General features: G+C 63.4%; 15 protein-coding genes. All 15 read right to left on the reverse strand.

The window, feature by feature from the left end; all coding sequences use genetic code 11:
• Position 1 precedes the first annotated feature (1 nt).
• The gene (gene motD / locus HU772_RS17080) at positions 2-859 is read right to left on the reverse strand and encodes a flagellar motor protein MotD (protein WP_186660819.1); all 858 of its coding nucleotides are present in this window, start codon (positions 857-859) and stop codon (positions 2-4) included.
• A 3-nt stretch (positions 860-862) separates the two neighbouring features.
• Positions 863-1,603, reverse strand: a complete 741-nt coding sequence (locus HU772_RS17085) for a flagellar motor protein (RefSeq protein ID WP_134693815.1) — start codon at positions 1,601-1,603, stop codon at positions 863-865.
• Positions 1,603-2,727: a protein-glutamate methylesterase/protein-glutamine glutaminase gene (locus tag HU772_RS17090; protein WP_186660821.1), complete on the reverse strand. Its 1,125-nt coding sequence runs from the start codon at positions 2,725-2,727 to the stop codon at positions 1,603-1,605. Before HU772_RS17090 ends, HU772_RS17085 begins: the two co-directional genes overlap by 1 nt.
• Positions 2,728-2,772: 45 nt before the next feature.
• Complete coding sequence (locus HU772_RS17095; protein WP_186660823.1) at positions 2,773-4,986, reverse strand: chemotaxis protein CheA; 2,214 nt, start codon at positions 4,984-4,986, stop codon at positions 2,773-2,775.
• Positions 4,987-4,998: 12 nt separating this feature from the next.
• Positions 4,999-5,787, reverse strand: a complete 789-nt coding sequence (locus HU772_RS17100; protein ID WP_186660825.1) for a protein phosphatase CheZ — start codon at positions 5,785-5,787, stop codon at positions 4,999-5,001.
• Between the two features lie 18 nt (positions 5,788-5,805).
• Positions 5,806-6,180: a chemotaxis response regulator CheY gene (locus HU772_RS17105; RefSeq protein WP_023630863.1), complete on the reverse strand. Its 375-nt coding sequence runs from the start codon at positions 6,178-6,180 to the stop codon at positions 5,806-5,808.
• Positions 6,181-6,283: 103 nt separating this feature from the next.
• The gene (gene fliA / locus HU772_RS17110) at positions 6,284-7,024 is read right to left on the reverse strand and encodes an RNA polymerase sigma factor FliA (RefSeq protein ID WP_134693810.1); all 741 of its coding nucleotides are present in this window, start codon (positions 7,022-7,024) and stop codon (positions 6,284-6,286) included.
• Positions 7,021-7,854 (reverse strand): flagellar synthesis regulator FleN, encoded by an 834-nt coding sequence (gene fleN / locus HU772_RS17115; RefSeq protein WP_008093270.1) that lies wholly within the window; start codon positions 7,852-7,854, stop codon positions 7,021-7,023. The genes fliA and fleN overlap by 4 nt, the downstream gene beginning before the upstream one ends.
• Before the next feature lie 114 nt (positions 7,855-7,968).
• Entirely contained in the window at positions 7,969-9,282 is a 1,314-nt protein-coding gene (flhF, locus tag HU772_RS17120; RefSeq protein ID WP_186660827.1) for a flagellar biosynthesis GTPase FlhF, read from the reverse strand.
• Positions 9,283-9,293: 11 nt separating this feature from the next.
• Positions 9,294-11,423 (reverse strand): flagellar biosynthesis protein FlhA, encoded by a 2,130-nt coding sequence (gene flhA, locus HU772_RS17125; protein ID WP_186660829.1) that lies wholly within the window; start codon positions 11,421-11,423, stop codon positions 9,294-9,296.
• A 997-nt stretch (positions 11,424-12,420) separates the two neighbouring features.
• On the reverse strand, positions 12,421-13,563 hold the full coding sequence (gene flhB, locus HU772_RS17130) for a flagellar biosynthesis protein FlhB (protein ID WP_186660830.1): 1,143 nt from the start codon (positions 13,561-13,563) through the stop codon (positions 12,421-12,423).
• 2 nt (positions 13,564-13,565) lie between these two features.
• On the reverse strand, positions 13,566-14,342 hold the full coding sequence (gene fliR, locus HU772_RS17135) for a flagellar biosynthetic protein FliR (RefSeq protein WP_186660832.1): 777 nt from the start codon (positions 14,340-14,342) through the stop codon (positions 13,566-13,568).
• Positions 14,343-14,349: 7 nt separating this feature from the next.
• Positions 14,350-14,619: a flagellar biosynthesis protein FliQ gene (gene fliQ, locus HU772_RS17140; RefSeq protein WP_186660834.1), complete on the reverse strand. Its 270-nt coding sequence runs from the start codon at positions 14,617-14,619 to the stop codon at positions 14,350-14,352.
• 21 nt (positions 14,620-14,640) lie between these two features.
• Entirely contained in the window at positions 14,641-15,396 is a 756-nt protein-coding gene (gene fliP / locus HU772_RS17145) for a flagellar type III secretion system pore protein FliP (protein ID WP_186660835.1), read from the reverse strand.
• Entirely contained in the window at positions 15,396-15,833 is a 438-nt protein-coding gene (gene fliO, locus HU772_RS17150) for a flagellar biosynthetic protein FliO (protein ID WP_225923164.1), read from the reverse strand. Before fliO ends, fliP begins: the two co-directional genes overlap by 1 nt.
• Positions 15,834-15,837: the final 4 nt, after the last annotated feature.

Below are 15,837 nucleotides of genomic sequence, written 5' to 3' on the forward strand. Positions count from 1 at the left end.
GTTATGGCCCCGCCACCGATGCTGGCGTGGCTGGTGCACTTTGTGTGCCAGCCCGGCGCAACGCGGCATCAGGGGTGGCATTGGCGCTGCCGCTACCGGTCAGGCTGCGACGCACCTCGAGGTTGCGTGAAATCACCAGGACCACCCGGCGGTTACGCGCACGGCCCTCGGCACTGTCGTTACTGGCCACCGGCTGGTACTCGCCATAGCCCACCGAAGCCATGCGCGCCGGGTTGACCCCTTCCATGGCCAGCAGGCGCACGATGCTCGCCGCCCGCGCCGACGACAGTTCCCAGTTGGTCGGGTACTGGGCGGTGCGGATCGGCAGGTTGTCGGTAAAGCCCTCGACATGCACCGGGTTGGCGAACGGCTTGAGGATCTTCGCCACCTTTTCGATGATCTCGAAGGCGACATCGCTGGGCATGGCATCGGCACTGGCGAACAGCAGCGAGGAATTGAGCTCGATCTCGATCCACAGCTCGTTGCCGCGCACGGTCATCTGGTTGGACTTGATCAAGTCGCCGAAGGCATCGCGGACATCGTCACTGATGGTCTGCAGCGGGTCGGCGCTGCTTTGCGCCAGGCCCGCGTCGGTCTGCTCGCTGTCCCTGATCAATGGCTCGGCCGGGCGCACCGACAGCGGCCGCTCCTCGCCGATGGGGATAGGCTTCATGGTCCGATCGGGGTCGTTGAACACCCCGATCAGCGCCTGGGAGATGACCTTGTACTTGCCCTCGTTGATCGAGGAAATCGAGTACATGACCACGAAGAAGGCGAACAGCAAGGTGATGAAGTCGGCATACGACACCAGCCAACGTTCGTGGTTTTCATGTTCCTCGGTGTGACGACGGCGGGCCATGGCTTACTCCATGAAGCCTTGCAGCTTCAGCTCGATCGAGCGCGGGTTCTCGCCTTCGGCGATCGACAGCAGGCCCTCCAGCAGCATTTCGCGGTAGCGCGACTGGCGCAGGGTGATGGCCTTGAGCTTGTTGGCGATCGGCAGCAGGATCAAGTTGGCGCTGGCCACGCCATAGATGGTGGCGACGAAGGCCACGGCAATGCCGTTGCCCAACTGCGACGGGTCGGCCAGGTTGCCCATCACATGGATCAGGCCCATGACCGCACCGATGATACCGATGGTCGGCGCGTAGCCGCCCATGCTCTCGAACACCTTGGCGGCCTGGATGTCGCGGGCTTCCTGGGTCAGGAAGTCGACTTCGAGGATGCTGCGGATGGCCTCGGGCTCGGCGCCGTCGACCAGCAGTTGCAGGCCCTTGCGCGCATACGGGTCGGGCTCGGCGTCGGCCACCCCTTCCAGACCCAGCAGGCCTTCCTTGCGCGCGGTCAGGCTCCAGTTCACCACCCGGTCGATGCCACCGACCAGGTCGACCCGTGGCGGGAAGAAGATCCAGCGCACGATCTGCAAGGCGCGCTTGAACGACGACAGCGGCGACTGCAGCAAGGCCGCCGCCAAGGTACCGCCGAGCACGATCAAGGCTGCTGGGCCGTTGAGCAGCGCGCCGACGTGGCCGCCCTCGAGGAAATTGCCGCCGACGATGGCGACAAAGGCGAGGATCAGGCCAATAAGGCTAAGCACATCCATCAGACGCACGCCTCGACCAGGTGCTTGCCGATCTCGTCCAGGCTGTACACGGCATCGGCCAGGTTGGCCTTGACGATGGCCATGGGCATGCCATAGATCACACAACTGGCCTCATCCTGCGCCCACACGGTGCTGCCGCCCTGCTTGAGCAGGCGCGCGCCTTCGCGGCCGTCGGCGCCCATGCCGGTGAGCACCACCGAGAGCACCTTGTCACCGTAGGATTTGGCGGCCGAGCCAAAGGTGATGTCGACACATGGCTTGTAGTTCAGGCGCTCGTCGCCTGGCAGGATCTTCACCGTGCCACGGCCATCGACCATCATCTGTTTGCCACCTGGGGCCAGCAGTGCCAGGCCCGGGCGCAGCACGTCACCGTCCTCGGCTTCCTTGACGCTGATCTTGCATAGTTTGTCCAGGCGCTCAGCGAAGGCCTTGGTGAAGGCCGCCGGCATGTGCTGGATCAACACGATCGGCGCCGGGAATCCGGCAGGCAGCTGGGTCAGCACCCGCTGCAGCGCCACCGGGCCACCGGTGGAAGTGCCGATGGCAACCAGCTTGTACGGTTTGCGCTTGGGCGCTGGCGAGTGCGCGGCAGCCGGTGCCGCGGCGCGGGCCGGTGCGGCTGGGCGCGCAGGCGCGGTGCTGGCGAAGCTGCTGGTCGGCGCATGGCTGCTGGCCGGGGCCGGCGCGGCGGCCGGCGCCGGGCTGGAGTACGCGCTGAAACGGCGGTTGCTGCGCGAAATGGTATGCACCTTCTCGCACAGCATCTGCTTGACCTTTTCCGGGTTGCGCGAGATGTCCTCGAAGTTCTTCGGCAGGTAGTCGACCGCACCGGCATCCAGGGCGTCGAGGGTCACCCGGGCGCCTTCGTGGGTGAGCGAGGAGAACATCAGCACCGGCGTCGGGCAGCGCTGCATGATGTGTCGCACCGCGGTGATGCCGTCCATCATGGGCATTTCGTAGTCCATGGTGATGACATCGGGCTTGAGCGCCAGCGCCTGGTCGATCGCTTCCTTGCCGTTGGTCGCGGTACCCACGACCTGGATCGTCGGGTCCGCCGAGAGAATTTCCGAGACACGGCGGCGGAAGAAACCGGAATCATCCACCACCAGGACCTTGACTGCCATAAACACTCCATTAGGCAGCGCACCCGCCAGGGCGCGCCACCGAAATCAAATACGCCGGGCGGCGTAACGCTTGAGCATGCTCGGAACGTCGAGGATCAGCGCGATCCGGCCGTCACCGGTGATGGTGGCGCCAGACATGCCCGGGGTGCCCTGCAGCATCTTGCCCAGCGGCTTGATCACCACCTCTTCCTGGCCGACCAACTGGTCGACCACGAAGCCAATGCGCTGGGTGCCGACCGAGAGGATCACCACATGGCCTTCGTGCTGTTCCTCGTGCTCGTGGTCCTGGACCAGCCAGCGCTTGAGGTAGAACAGCGGCAAGGCCTTGTCGCGAACGATCACCACTTCCTGGCCGTCGACCACGTTGGTGCGCGACAGGTCGAGATGGAAGATCTCGTTGACGTTGACCAGTGGGAAGGCGAACGCCTGGTTGGCCAGCATCACCATCAGCGTCGGCATGATCGCCAGGGTCAGCGGCACCTTGATGACGATCTTCGATCCCTGGCCCTTGGCCGAGAAGATATTGATCGAGCCGTTGAGCTGGGAAATCTTGGTCTTCACCACGTCCATGCCGACGCCACGGCCGGACACGTCGGAGATCTCGGTCTTGGTCGAGAAGCCTGGGGCGAAGATCAGGTTGTAGCAGTCCGATTCGCTCAGGCGGTCGGCCGCGTCCTTGTCCATCAGGCCCTTTTCCACAGCCTTGGCGCGCAGGATGCTCGGATCCATGCCCTTACCGTCGTCGGAGATCGACAGCAGGATGTGGTCGCCTTCCTGCTCGGCGGACAGCACCACGCGGCCAGTGCGCGCCTTGCCGGAGGCCTCGCGCTCATCGGGCATCTCGACACCATGGTCGACGGCGTTGCGCACCAAGTGCACCAGCGGGTCGGCCAGCGCCTCGACCAGGTTCTTGTCGAGGTCGGTCTCTTCGCCGACCAGCTCCAGGTTGATCTCTTTCTTCAACTGCCGAGCCAGGTCGCGGACCAGGCGCGGGAAGCGCCCGAAGACCTTCTTGATCGGCTGCATGCGGGTCTTCATGACTGCGGTCTGCAGGTCGGCGGTGACCACGTCGAGGTTGGACACGGCCTTGGACATGGCCTCGTCGCCACTGTTGAGCCCCAGGCGTACCAGGCGGTTACGCACCAGCACCAGTTCGCCGACCATGTTCATGATTTCGTCCAGGCGCGCGGTATCGACGCGCACGGTGGTTTCCGCTTCGCTGGCGCCGTGCTTGTCGGCAGCCGGCGCCGGGGCTCGGGCCGGGGCCGCAGGCTTGGCCGCAGGAGCAGGTGCCGCCGGTGCTGGCTTGGCGACAGGCTTGGCTTCGACCTTGGCCGCGGCCGGAGCGGCGGCCACAGCGGCAGCTGGCGCCTCGGCGGCGACGGCGTCGCCGGAGAACTTGCCCTTGCCGTGCAACTGGTCCAGCAGCGCCTCGAATTCGTGCTCGCTGATATTGTCGCCAGCCGCCGCGGTCGGCGCGGCACTGGCGGCAGCCGTGGCGCCCGGCAGGGCCTCGACGGTGAAGGTGCCTTTGCCGTGCAGCTGGTCAAGCAGCGATTCGAACTCGTCGTCGGTGATTTCGTCGCTGGCCGGCGCAGCGGCAACGGGCTCGCTGGCGGCGACTTCAGCCGAGAACTGGCCCTTGCCATGCAACTGGTCGAGCAGCGATTCGAACTCGGCGTCGGTGATCTCGTCACCTTCGCCACCGACCGACTCGCCCTGCAACTGCTCATGGACAGCCGCCTCGGCCTTGACCGCATCCAGCGAGTCGAGCAACTGCTCGAACTCGGTGTCGGTGATATCCGCTTCGGCAGATGGTGCCTCGACAACCGGCTCGGCCTCGACCACCGGTGCCTGGGCTTGCGCGCCACCGGGCTCGGCCAGGCGCGACAGCGCCGCCAGCAGTTCCGGAGTGGCCGGGGTCACTTCGCTGCGCTCGCGGACCTGGCCGAACATGCTGTTGACCGTATCGAGCGCCTCGAGCACAACGTCCATCAGCTCCGCGTCGACCCGGCGCTCACCTTTGCGCAGGATGTCGAACACGTTCTCGGCGATATGGCAGCACTCCACCAGCTCGTTGAGCTGGAGGAAGCCGGCGCCCCCTTTTACAGTGTGGAAACCGCGGAAAATCGCATTGAGCAGGTCCGCGTCATCGGGTCGGCTTTCCAGCTCGACCAGTTGCTCGGACAGTTGCTCGAGGATTTCGCCGGCTTCTACCAGGAAATCCTGGAGGATTTCTTCATCGGCGCCGAAGCTCATTAAACGTGCTCCTTAAAAACCCAGGCTGGACAGCAGATCATCGACATCGTCCTGACTGGACACGACGTCTTCACGCTTATCGGCATGAATCTGCGGACCTTCACCCCGAGTCGGATGTTTTTCTTGATCTTTTTCAGCACGCAGCTGCTGGTGGTCATGTTCGATGCCGGCAAAGCGGTCGACCTGACTGGCCATCAGCACGAGCTTGAGCAGATTGCTTTCTACTTCGGTAACCAGCGCGGTCACCCGCTTGATCACCTGGCCGGTCAGATCCTGATAGTCCTGAGCCAGCAGAATGTCGTTGAGGTGCCCGGACACCTTGCGGTTGCCCTCGGCGCTGTGCGTCAGGAAACTGTCGACACGCTTGACCAGCTCACGAAACTCCGGCGCCGCCACTTCGCGGCGCATGAAGCGCTGCCAATCGGCGGACAGGTCCTGGGCCTCGGTCGCCAGCGCGTTGAGCACCGGCGTGCTCTCCTCCACCAGGTCCATGGTGCGGTTGGCGGCGCCTTCGGTGAGGCGCACCACGTAAGAGAGGCGTTCGGTGGCATCGGTGATCTGCGAGACCTCTTCGGCCTGCGGCATCTCCGGGTCGATCTGGAAGCTGACGATCGCGCTGTGCAGCTCGCGGGTAAGCTTGCCCACCTCCTGGTACAGGCCGCGGTCGCGGGTCTGGTTCAGTTGGTGGATCAGCTGCACGGCCTCGCCGAACCGGCCGCGCTCAAGGCTCTCGACCAGTTCCTGGGCATGCTTCTTCAGGGTTGATTCGAACTCACCCAGCGAGTTGTTGATTGACTCCATGGCGCCCCCTGACGTGACTCAGCCGTTGACGCGCTCGAAGATCTTCTCGATCTTTTCTTTCAGCGCCAGGGCGGTGAAAGGCTTGACCACATAGCCATTGACCCCGGCCTGGGCCGCTTCGATGATCTGCTCGCGCTTGGCTTCGGCGGTGACCATCAACACCGGCAGGTGCTTGAGACGCTCATCGGCACGAACCGCGCGCAGCAGGTCGATACCGGTCATGCCCGGCATGTTCCAGTCAGTTACCAGGAAGTCAAAGTGCTCACTGGTGAGCATCGGCAGTGCCGTGTTGCCGTCATCGGCTTCCTTGACGTTGGTGAAGCCCAGATCACGCAACAGGTTCTTGATGATCCGCCGCATCGTCGAAAAGTCGTCAACGATGAGGATTTTCATGTCTTTGTTCAATTAGACCTCCAAGCAGTCTTAAACGCGCTCGGCGCCGAGCGCGCAGTCAATCAATTCGGCACCACAAAAAACGACTGCATCGAACCTTGGCTCAACGCGCCCGCCATTCACCCAGACGGCTGCGCAGACGTGCCGCGCACTGGCTGTGCAACTGGCTGACACGCGACTCGCTGACCCCCAGCACCTCGCCGATTTCCTTGAGGTTCAGCTCTTCGTCGTAGTACAGCGCCAGGACCAGGCGCTCGCGCTCCGGCAGGTTGGCAATGGCATCGGCCAGGGCGGCCTGGAAGCGCTCGTCCTCCAGATCTCGCGATGGCTCCAGCTGGCCGCTGGCTCCGTCCTCGTGCAGCCCTTCGTGTTCGCCGTCCTGCAGCAGGTCGTCGAAACTGAACAGGCGGCTGCCCAAGGTGTCGTTCAGAATCCCGTAGTAATCATCGAGACTCAATTGGAGTTCGGCAGCAACCTCGTGATCTTTAGCGTCGCGACCGGTCTTTGCTTCAACACAGCGAATCGCATCGCTGACCATGCGCGTATTGCGATGCACCGAACGCGGTGCCCAATCGCCCTTGCGCACCTCGTCGAGCATGGCGCCACGGATGCGAATCCCGGCGTATGTCTCGAAGCTGGCGCCCTTGCTGGCGTCGTATTTGTTGGCGACTTCCAGCAGACCGATCATGCCAGCCTGGATCAGGTCCTCGACCTGGACATTGGCCGGCAGCCGCGCCAGCAGGTGGTAGGCGATGCGCTTGACCAGCGGCGCGTAGCGTTCAACCAGCTCGTACTGGGCGTCCTTCGCCGCCTTGCTGTACATCTTGAAACCGCTCGCGTTCATAGCACGGGCCCTGCGCTGGTGGGTTGCACCAGGCGCTCGACGAAGAACTCCAGGTGACCGCGCGGGTTGGCAGGCAGCGGCCAGCTGTCGACCTTCTGCGCAATGGCCTTGAAGGCCAGCGCGCACTTGGACCGAGGGAAGGCCTCATAGACCGCCCGCTGCTTCTGCACGGCCTTGCGCACGCATTCGTCGTAAGGCACGGCGCCGACGTATTGTAGGGCGACGTCGAGGAAGCGATCCGTGACCTTGGTCAACTTGGCGAAAAGGTTGCGCCCTTCCTGCGGGCTCTGGGCCATGTTGGCCAGCACGCGGAAACGGTTCATGCCGTAGTCGCGGTTGAGCAGCTTGATCAGCGCGTAGGCGTCGGTGATCGAGGTGGGCTCGTCGCAGACCACCAGCAGCACTTCCTGGGCGGCGCGCACGAAACTGACCACCGACTCGCCGATCCCTGCCGCGGTGTCGATCACCAGCACATCGAGGTTGTCGCCGATCTCGCTGAAGGCCTGGATCAGGCCGGCATGCTGCGCCGGCGCCAGGTGCACCATGCTCTGCGTGCCGGAGGCCGCCGGGACGATGCGCACACCACCCGGCCCCTGCAACAGCACGTCGCGCAGCTCGCAGCGGCCCTCGATCACATCGGCGAGGGTGCGCTTGGGCGTGAGCCCCAGCAGAACGTCGACATTGGCCAGGCCCAGGTCGGCGTCCAGCAACATGACCCGGCGGCCGAGCTCGGCCAGCGCCAGGGACAGGTTCACTGAAACGTTAGTCTTGCCGACGCCACCTTTGCCACCGGTCACGGCGATCACCTGTACGGGATGCATGCTACCCATGTCTGTTCTTTACCTTGTCTCGCTTGGACCCAGGCCACATGAGGGGCTGAACATTCAAGGCCACGGTCCGGCCGGGCAACCCCATGATGTAGGTACTTTGCACAGTATTCACCCTCAACCCGCGCGCTTGCCAGGGTTGTGGTACAGATCAGCGAACATGTCGGCCATGGCCTCGTCGCTGGGCTCGTCCTGCAACTGCACGCTCACCGCGCGGCTCACCAGCTGGTGCTTGCGTGGTAACTGCAGGTCGTCGGGAATGCGCGGGCCATCGGTCAGATAGGCCACCGGCAATTCATGACGGATGGCCAGGCTCAGCACTTCGCCGAGGCAGGCCGTTTCATCCAGCTTGGTCAGGATGCAACCGGCCAGGCCACAGCGTTTGTAGCTGTGGTAGGCGGCGGTCAGCACCTGTTTCTGGCTGGTGGTTGCCAGTACCAGGTAATTCTTCGCGGCGATGCCACGCCCGGCCAGGGTTTCCAGCTGCATGCGCAAGGCCGGGTCGCTGGCCTGCAGGCCAGCGGTGTCGATCAACACCACGCGCTTGCGCAGCAGCGGCTCGAGGGCCTGGGCCAGCGACTCGCCCGGATCGACATAGGTGACCGGCACGTTGAGGATGCGCCCCAGGGTCTTGAGTTGCTCCTGGGCACCGATGCGGAAACTGTCCATGCTCACCAGCGCCAGGTTGTGCGCGCCGTACTTGAGCACGTAGCGCGCGGCCAGCTTGGCCAGGGTGGTGGTCTTGCCCATGCCGGCCGGGCCGACCATGGCGATCACGCCGCCCTCTTCGATCGGCTCGATCTCGGGCACGTCGATCATGCGTGCCAGGTGCGCCAGAACCATGCGCCAGGCGTGGCGCGGTTCTTCGATTTCCGCGGTGAGTTCGAGCAGTTCGCGGGCCAGGCCGCCGGACAGGCCCAGGCGCTGCAGGCGACGCCAGAGATTGGCCTGCTGCGGCTTGCTGCCCTGCAGTTGGCTCCAGGCCAGCGAACCGAGCTGGACCTCGAGCAGCTCGCGCAGGCCGTTGAGCTCGAAACGCATGGCATCGAACAGGCGCGGGTCGACCGCCGCCGGGGCCGAGGCTGCCACCGGGGTAGGCTCATCGACCTGCGGCTCGATCAACGGCTCGGAGGCGGTCAGCGACTGACCGGCGAACAACTGGCGGTTGCCGCCCTCGCTCGCCTCGCCACGGCCGCTCAGCTCGGCCTGGGCGGTGACGATGCGCGACTGGGTCTTGCGCAGCTCGTCCTCCAGCTCGACATTGGGCACGCGCGGGGCCAGGGCGGACAGCTTGTAGTCCAGCGCAGCCGTCAGTTCGACACCGCCAGCGATGCGCCGGTTGCCGATGATGGCGGCGTCGGAGCCGAGCTCATCACGGACCAGCTTCATGGCCTGACGCATATCGGCGGCGAAAAAACGCTTAACTTGCATAACCCACTACCTCAGCCATTGGGGCCCACGGTGGCAACGATGGTGACTTGCTTGTTGTCAGGTATTTCCTGATACGCCAAAACATGCAAATTCGGTACAGCCAGGCGACCGAAACGCGACAGCATGGCACGGATCGGGCCGGCAACCAGGAGGATGGCCGGCTGGCCCTGCACTTCCTGGCGCTGGGCGGCTTCGATCAACGAACGCTGAAGCTTTTCAGCCATGCTCGGTTCAAGAAGAACACCTTCTTCCTGACCTTGCCCGGCCCTTTGCAAACTATTGAGCAAAATCTGTTCCAACCTTGGCTCAAGGGTGATCACAGGCAGCTCCGACTCAACGCCGACAATGCTTTGCACGATGGCGCGACACAATCCGACGCGCACCACGGCCACCAGCGCGGCGGTATCTTGACTCTTGTTCGCATTGTTGGCGATGGCTTCGGCAATACTGCGGATGTCGCGCACCGGCACCTGCTCGGCAAGCAGTGCTTGCAACACCTTGAGCAGACCCGACAAGGAAATGACACCCGGCACGACCTCCTCGGCCAGTTTCGGCGAGACCTTGGCCAGCACCTGCAGCAATTGCTGCACTTCCTCATGCCCGATCAGTTCATGGCAATGCTTCTGCAAGATCTGGTTGAGGTGGGTGGCGACCACCGTGCTGGCATCGACCACGGTGTAGCCCAGCGACTGCGCCTGGGCGCGCTGGCCGACATCGATCCATACGGCCTCCAGACCGAACGCCGGGTCGTGGGCGGCGATGCCGTTGAGGGTGCCGAATACCTGGCCCGGGTTGATTGCCAACTCACGATCCGGATAGATCTCGGCCTCGGCCAGGATCACCCCCATCAGGGTCAGGCGATAGGCGCTGGGCGCCAGGTCGAGGTTGTCGCGGATATGCACCGTGGGCATGAGGAAGCCCAGGTCCTGGGAGAGCTTCTTGCGCACGCCCTTGATCCGCGCCAGCAATTGGCCGCCCTGGTTGCGGTCGACCAGGGGAATCAGGCGATAGCCGACTTCAAGGCCGATCATGTCGATCGGGGTGACGTCGTCCCAACCCAGCTCCTTGGTTTCCATCGCGCGCTGCGGCGAGGGCAGCAGGTCTTGCTGGCGCTGGGCTTCCTGCAACGCGACGGCCTTGGCTTTCTGCTGTTTCTTCCAGACCAGGTAGGCACCGCCACCGGCCAGGGCGCCCAGGCTGAGGAAGGCGACGTGGGGCATGCCTGGCACCAGGCCCATGACGATCATCAGGCCAGCGGAGACGGCCAGGGCCTTGGGTGAATCGAACATCTGCCGGTTGATCAGCTTGCCCATGTCCTCGGAGCCCGAGGCACGGGTGACCATGATTGCGGCGGCGGTGGACAGCAGCAGCGATGGCAATTGCGCCACCAAACCGTCACCGATGGTCAACAAGGCGTAGACCTTACCGGCGTCACCGAAGCTCATGCCGTGCTGCAGCATGCCGATGAGCATGCCGCCGATGAGGTTGATGAAGAGGATCAGCAGGCCGGCGATCGCGTCGCCACGGACGAACTTGCTGGCACCATCCATCGAACCGTAGAACTCTGCCTCCTGGGCGACCTCGGCGCGGCGCGCCTTGGCCTGCACTTGGTCGATCAGGCCGGCGTTGAGGTCGGCGTCGATGGCCATCTGCTTGCCGGGCATGGCGTCGAGGGTGAAGCGCGCGCTGACTTCGGAGATGCGCCCAGCGCCCTTGGTAACGACCACGAAGTTGATGATCATGAGGATGGCAAACACCACGGCACCGACGACGTAGTTGCCGCCGATCACCACTTCACCGAAGGCCTGGATCACCTTGCCCGCGGCGCCGTGGCCCTCTTGGCCGTGGAGCATGACCACGCGGGTGGAGGCGACGTTGAGCGCCAGGCGCAGCAGGGTCGCCACCAGCAAAATGGTGGGGAAGGCGGCGAAGTCCAGGGGACGCAGGGCGTAGACGCAGACCAGCAGGACCACGATCGACAGGGCGATGTTGAAGGTGAAGAACACGTCGAGCAGGAACGGCGGGATCGGCAACATCATCATTGCCAACATCACCAGCAGCAGTAACGGCACGCCCAGGTTGCCCCGGCCGAGACCGGCCAGGTTGTTGCGGGCGTTGCTGATTAACTGAGTGCGGTCCACCGAGAGTCCTCTTCAAGCAAAACTTTGACGCCTGGGTGGCGCTTGGCGCTGGCTTTGCAAGAAGCCTTCCAACTTTTGGGGATAGGGGATTTTCTTGGGCTGGTTCGGGTTCGGGTTCGGGTTCGGGTTCGGGTTCGGGTTTTATAGCGTGGGTTTTGATCTCTTTATGCGCATTCGTAGATGATGTCGACACTCAGTCACCTTTTCGCCCTTACGGCGACCTACTTTTGCACGCGGGCAAAAGTAGGCAAAAACCGCTCGCTCCATTCATCCGGCCCCTGCGCTTCGCTCCGGGGTCCCCTCGCTCCGTTCTTGCTCCCGGGAGGACCGCGCTGCAGGGCCCATCCTGGGCCCCAGCGCTTGACGGGCATCCATGCCCGTCACCTCCCTTCGCAAGAACTCCGCTCGGCCTCCTGAAGTCGCAATTGGCGGCGCCTGAACTATCGCGCGCTTAGAAGCAAGAGCAGAGCAAGAGCAGAAGTTTTAAATTTATTTCTGACAGTTATTTAAATATTGACTCTTCCGGCCCTTTCGCGGGCAAGCCCGCTCCCACAGGAGAGTGGTGGAAGTTGAAAATATATATAACCCTGTGGGAGCGGGCTTGCCCGCGAAAGGGCCCTGGAGATCACAGACATGCAACTAGCGACAGCTACGCCAGTGCAGGCGCCGCCCCTAACTTCGCGACTTCAGGAGGCCGAACGCAGGCCTTGCGGAGGGAGGTGACGGGCATGGATGCCCGTCAAGCGCTGGGGCCCAGGATGGGCCCTACAGCGCGGTCCTCCCGGGAGCAAGGCCGGAGTGAGGGAACCCGGAGCGAAGCGCAGGGCCGGATGAATGGAGCGCAGCGGCTTTGGTTACTTTGGCCGCGGACGGCGAGTTAAGACCAAAGTAACCCGCCGTAAGGGCGGAAAGGTGAATAAGCGTCGACATCGCAAATGAATGCGCATAAAAAAATCAAAACAAACAACAAACAACAAACAACAAACAACAAACAACCTCAACTATCCCGCCGCAAATCCTCAGGAATCGGCAAATCCTTGTTCAACGGATCAGGCGCCTTACCCCTACCCGCCCGATACTGCCGAATCTGGAACACATAGGCCAACACCTGCGCCACCGCCAGGTAAAGCCCCGCCGGAATCTCCTGCTCAAGCTCGGTGGAATAGTAGATCGCCCGCGCCAGGGCTGGCGACTCGAGGATCTGCACCTTGTGCTCCACCCCGATCTCACGAATTTTCAAGGCCATGAAATCGGTCCCCTTGGCCAGCAGCAACGGCGCCGAGCCGCCCTTCTCGGGGTCGTACTGCAAAGCCACCGCGTAGTGCGTCGGGTTGGTGATGATCACATCAGCCTCCGGCACCGCCGCCATCATCCGCCGCTGCGACATCTCCCGCTGCAACTGCCGGATCCGCTGCTTGACCTCAGGCTTACCCTCGCTGTCCTTGTACTCGTCCTTCACTTCCTGCTTGGTCATTTTCATTTTCTTGTTCGTCTGGAACAGCTGGTACGGCACATCGATCGCCGCGATCAGCAACAGCCCAGCCGCCATCCACAAGGCACTCCAGCCCACTACCTGAACGGCATGGATGATCGCCTGCTCCATCGGCTCATTGGCAATGGCCAGCAACGCCTGGCGGTCACTGGCCAGCACCAGCAGCGCCACCATCAGGATCATGATGAACTTGGCCACCGCCTTGAGCAGTTCGGTCAACGCGTTCATCGAGAACATGCGCTTGATCCCCGACAGCGGATTCATCCGACTGAACTTCGGCTGCAACAGGCTCCCGGAAAACAGGAAGCCGCCCAGGGCAATGGGCGCGACGAAGGAGATGACGAACAGCAGGATCAGGATCGGCTGCACCGACCAGATGGCCATCTTGCCCGAGGCCAGCAGGAACGCCCCCATGCTGCGCTCATCAACGATCACCTCGCGCGTCAGGCTGAAGTTCATGCGCATCAGCGTCATCAGCGTCTCGGCCAGATAACCGCCAAACGCCAGCAACCCACCAGCACCGGCCAAGGTCACCGCAACGGTATTGAGTTCCTTGGACCGGGCAATCTCACCTTTCTCGCGCGAGTCACGCTTGCGCTTCTCGGTGGGTTCCTCTGTCTTGTCCTGACCGCTCTCGCTCTCTGCCATGCTTAGCGCGCCCTTGCCAGTTCACGCAGCCATTGCAGCGCTTCGCTGGCCAGTGACTGGTAATGGGAAAGAATATCGGCCAGGCCAACCCAGAAGATGCCCATGCCCAGCACCAGCGTAAGCGGGAAGCCGATGGAGAAGATATTCAACTGCGGCGCGGCGCGGGTCATCACGCCGAAGGCGATGTTGACCACCAGCAGCGCGGCGATGGCCGGCAGGATCAGCAGCAGCGCCGCGCCCATCACCCAGCTCAGGCGCCCGGCCATTTCCCAGAAGTGGCCGACCACCAGGGCACTGCCCACCGGCAAGGTGGTGAAGCTTTCGGTCAACACCTCGAACACCACCAGGTGCCCGTTCATCAGCAGGAACAGCACGCTCACCAGCATGGTCATGAACTGACTGATCACCGTGACGTTGACGCCGTTCGCCGGATCGACCATGGAAGCGAAGGCCATGCCCATCTGCACGGCAACGATCTGCCCGGCGATGACGAAGGCCTGGAACAACAGCTGCAGGGAGAAACCGAACAACGCACCGACAATCACCTGTTCGGCGCACAACAACATGCCGCGCAGGCTCAACGGATCAACCTCAGGCAGCGGCGGCAGGCCCGGCACGATCACCACGGTGATCGCCACGGCGGCATACAGACGCACCCGCGCCGGCAACATCTTGGTACCGAAGATCGGCATGGTCATCAGCACCGCCATCACCCGGAACAGCGGCAGGATGAAGGTGGCGACCCAGGTGCCGATCTGCGTGTCGGTCAGCTCCAGCATGGCGGCGTCAACCGATCAGCTGCGGAATGCTGGTGTACAGGCCGATGAAGTACTCCATGAACTTCTGCACCAGCCACGGCCCGGCGACGATCAGGGTGATCAGCATCACCAGCAGGCGCGGCAGGAAACTCAGGGTCTGTTCGTTGATCTGCGTGGCGGCCTGGAACATGGCCACCACCAGGCCGACCAGCAGGCTCGGCACCACCAGCACGGCAACCATCAGCGTGGTCAGCCACAAGGCGTCGCGAAACAGGTCGACGGCGACTTCAGGCGTCATGCGAAGCTCTCCTTGACGGTATCAGACACCGCCGAAACTGCCGGCCAGGGTACCCATGATCAGCGCCCAGCCATCGACCAGGACAAACAGCATGATCTTGAACGGCAACGAGATGATCAACGGCGACAGCATCATCATACCCATGGCCATCAGCACACTGGCGACCACCATGTCGATGATCAGGAACGGGATGAAGATCATGAAGCCGATCTGGAACGCGGTCTTGAGCTCCGAGGTGACGAACGCCGGCACCAGGATGGTCAGCGGCACCTGCTCGGGCCCAGCGATGTCGGTGCGCTTGGACAGGCGCACAAACATGTCCAGGTCGCTTTGCCGGGTCTGCGTCAGCATGAACTCCTTCAGCGGCCCCTGGGCCTTGTCGATGGCCTGCTGCGCGGTCAGCTGCTCAGCCAGGTACGGCTGCAGCGCATCCTTGTTCACCCGATCGAACACCGGCGCCATGATGAACATGGTCAGAAACAGCGCCATGCCGGTGAGCACCTGGTTCGATGGCGTCTGCTGCAGGCCCAGGGCCTGGCGCAGGATGGAGAAGACGATGATGATGCGGGTGAAGCTGGTCATCAGGATGACGAACGCCGGGATGAAACTCAGCGCCGTCATGATCAGCAGGATCTGCAGGCTGACCGAATATTCCTGTTGTCCGTCCGCGCCACTGGACAGGGTGATGGCCGGGATCGACAGCGGGTCGGCGGCCAGGGCCAACGGCGCCGCCAGCAGCAGCGCCAGGGTCAACAACACGCGCAGTGCGCCGCTCATCACTTCTTGTCCTTTTGGTCCTTGCCCATCAGCTCGAGCAGCCGTTGAGCGAATTCCGGCGCGGCCTGACGGGCGCCGGCGGGCACATCGACTGGCTCGGCCAGCACATGCAAGGCCTCGATGCTGCCCGGGGTGTGGCCGATGAGGATCTGTTCCTTGCCAACCTGCACCAGCAGCAAGCGGTCACGCGGGCCGATGGCGCGGCTGCCGACGATCTCGATCACCTGGGCGCCGCGCTGCGCCGAACCTTGCATGCGCCGCAGCAACCAGGCCAGGAAGAAGATCAGCCCGACCACCAGCAGCAGGCCGAAAACCATCTGCGCCAACTGCCCACCCAACCCACCGGGCGCGGGTGCCGTGGTCGGCACGGCGGCCACTTCAGCGGCGATCACGACCTCGCTGACCAACAGCGCAACCAGGGCCGAAAAGGCCCGCACCATG

It is taken from the genome of Pseudomonas xantholysinigenes (assembly GCF_014268885.2).
Classification (GTDB): domain Bacteria; phylum Pseudomonadota; class Gammaproteobacteria; order Pseudomonadales; family Pseudomonadaceae; genus Aquipseudomonas; species Aquipseudomonas xantholysinigenes.

Bases quoted from the DNA above. Each gene is read 5' to 3' on its own strand.
- flhF (WP_186660827.1), bottom strand. From the start codon at position 9,282: ATGCAAGTTAAGCGTTTTTTCGCCGCCGATATGCGTCAGGCCATGAAG.
- HU772_RS17095 (WP_186660823.1), bottom strand. From the start codon at position 4,986: ATGAGCTTCGGCGCCGATGAAGAAATCCTCCAGGATTTCCTGGTAGAA.
- fliQ (WP_186660834.1), bottom strand. From the start codon at position 14,619: ATGACGCCTGAAGTCGCCGTCGACCTGTTTCGCGACGCCTTGTGGCTG.
- motD (WP_186660819.1), bottom strand. From the start codon at position 859: ATGGCCCGCCGTCGTCACACCGAGGAACATGAAAACCACGAACGTTGG.
- HU772_RS17090 (WP_186660821.1), bottom strand. From the start codon at position 2,727: ATGGCAGTCAAGGTCCTGGTGGTGGATGATTCCGGTTTCTTCCGCCGC.
- flhB (WP_186660830.1), bottom strand. From the start codon at position 13,563: ATGGCAGAGAGCGAGAGCGGTCAGGACAAGACAGAGGAACCCACCGAG.
- HU772_RS17100 (WP_186660825.1), bottom strand. From the start codon at position 5,787: ATGGAGTCAATCAACAACTCGCTGGGTGAGTTCGAATCAACCCTGAAG.
- fliR (WP_186660832.1), bottom strand. From the start codon at position 14,342: ATGCTGGAGCTGACCGACACGCAGATCGGCACCTGGGTCGCCACCTTC.
- HU772_RS17105 (WP_023630863.1), bottom strand. From the start codon at position 6,180: ATGAAAATCCTCATCGTTGACGACTTTTCGACGATGCGGCGGATCATC.
- fleN (WP_008093270.1), bottom strand. From the start codon at position 7,854: ATGGGTAGCATGCATCCCGTACAGGTGATCGCCGTGACCGGTGGCAAA.
- HU772_RS17085 (WP_134693815.1), bottom strand. From the start codon at position 1,603: ATGGATGTGCTTAGCCTTATTGGCCTGATCCTCGCCTTTGTCGCCATC.
- fliA (WP_134693810.1), bottom strand. From the start codon at position 7,024: ATGAACGCGAGCGGTTTCAAGATGTACAGCAAGGCGGCGAAGGACGCC.
- fliP (WP_186660835.1), bottom strand. From the start codon at position 15,396: ATGAGCGGCGCACTGCGCGTGTTGTTGACCCTGGCGCTGCTGCTGGCG.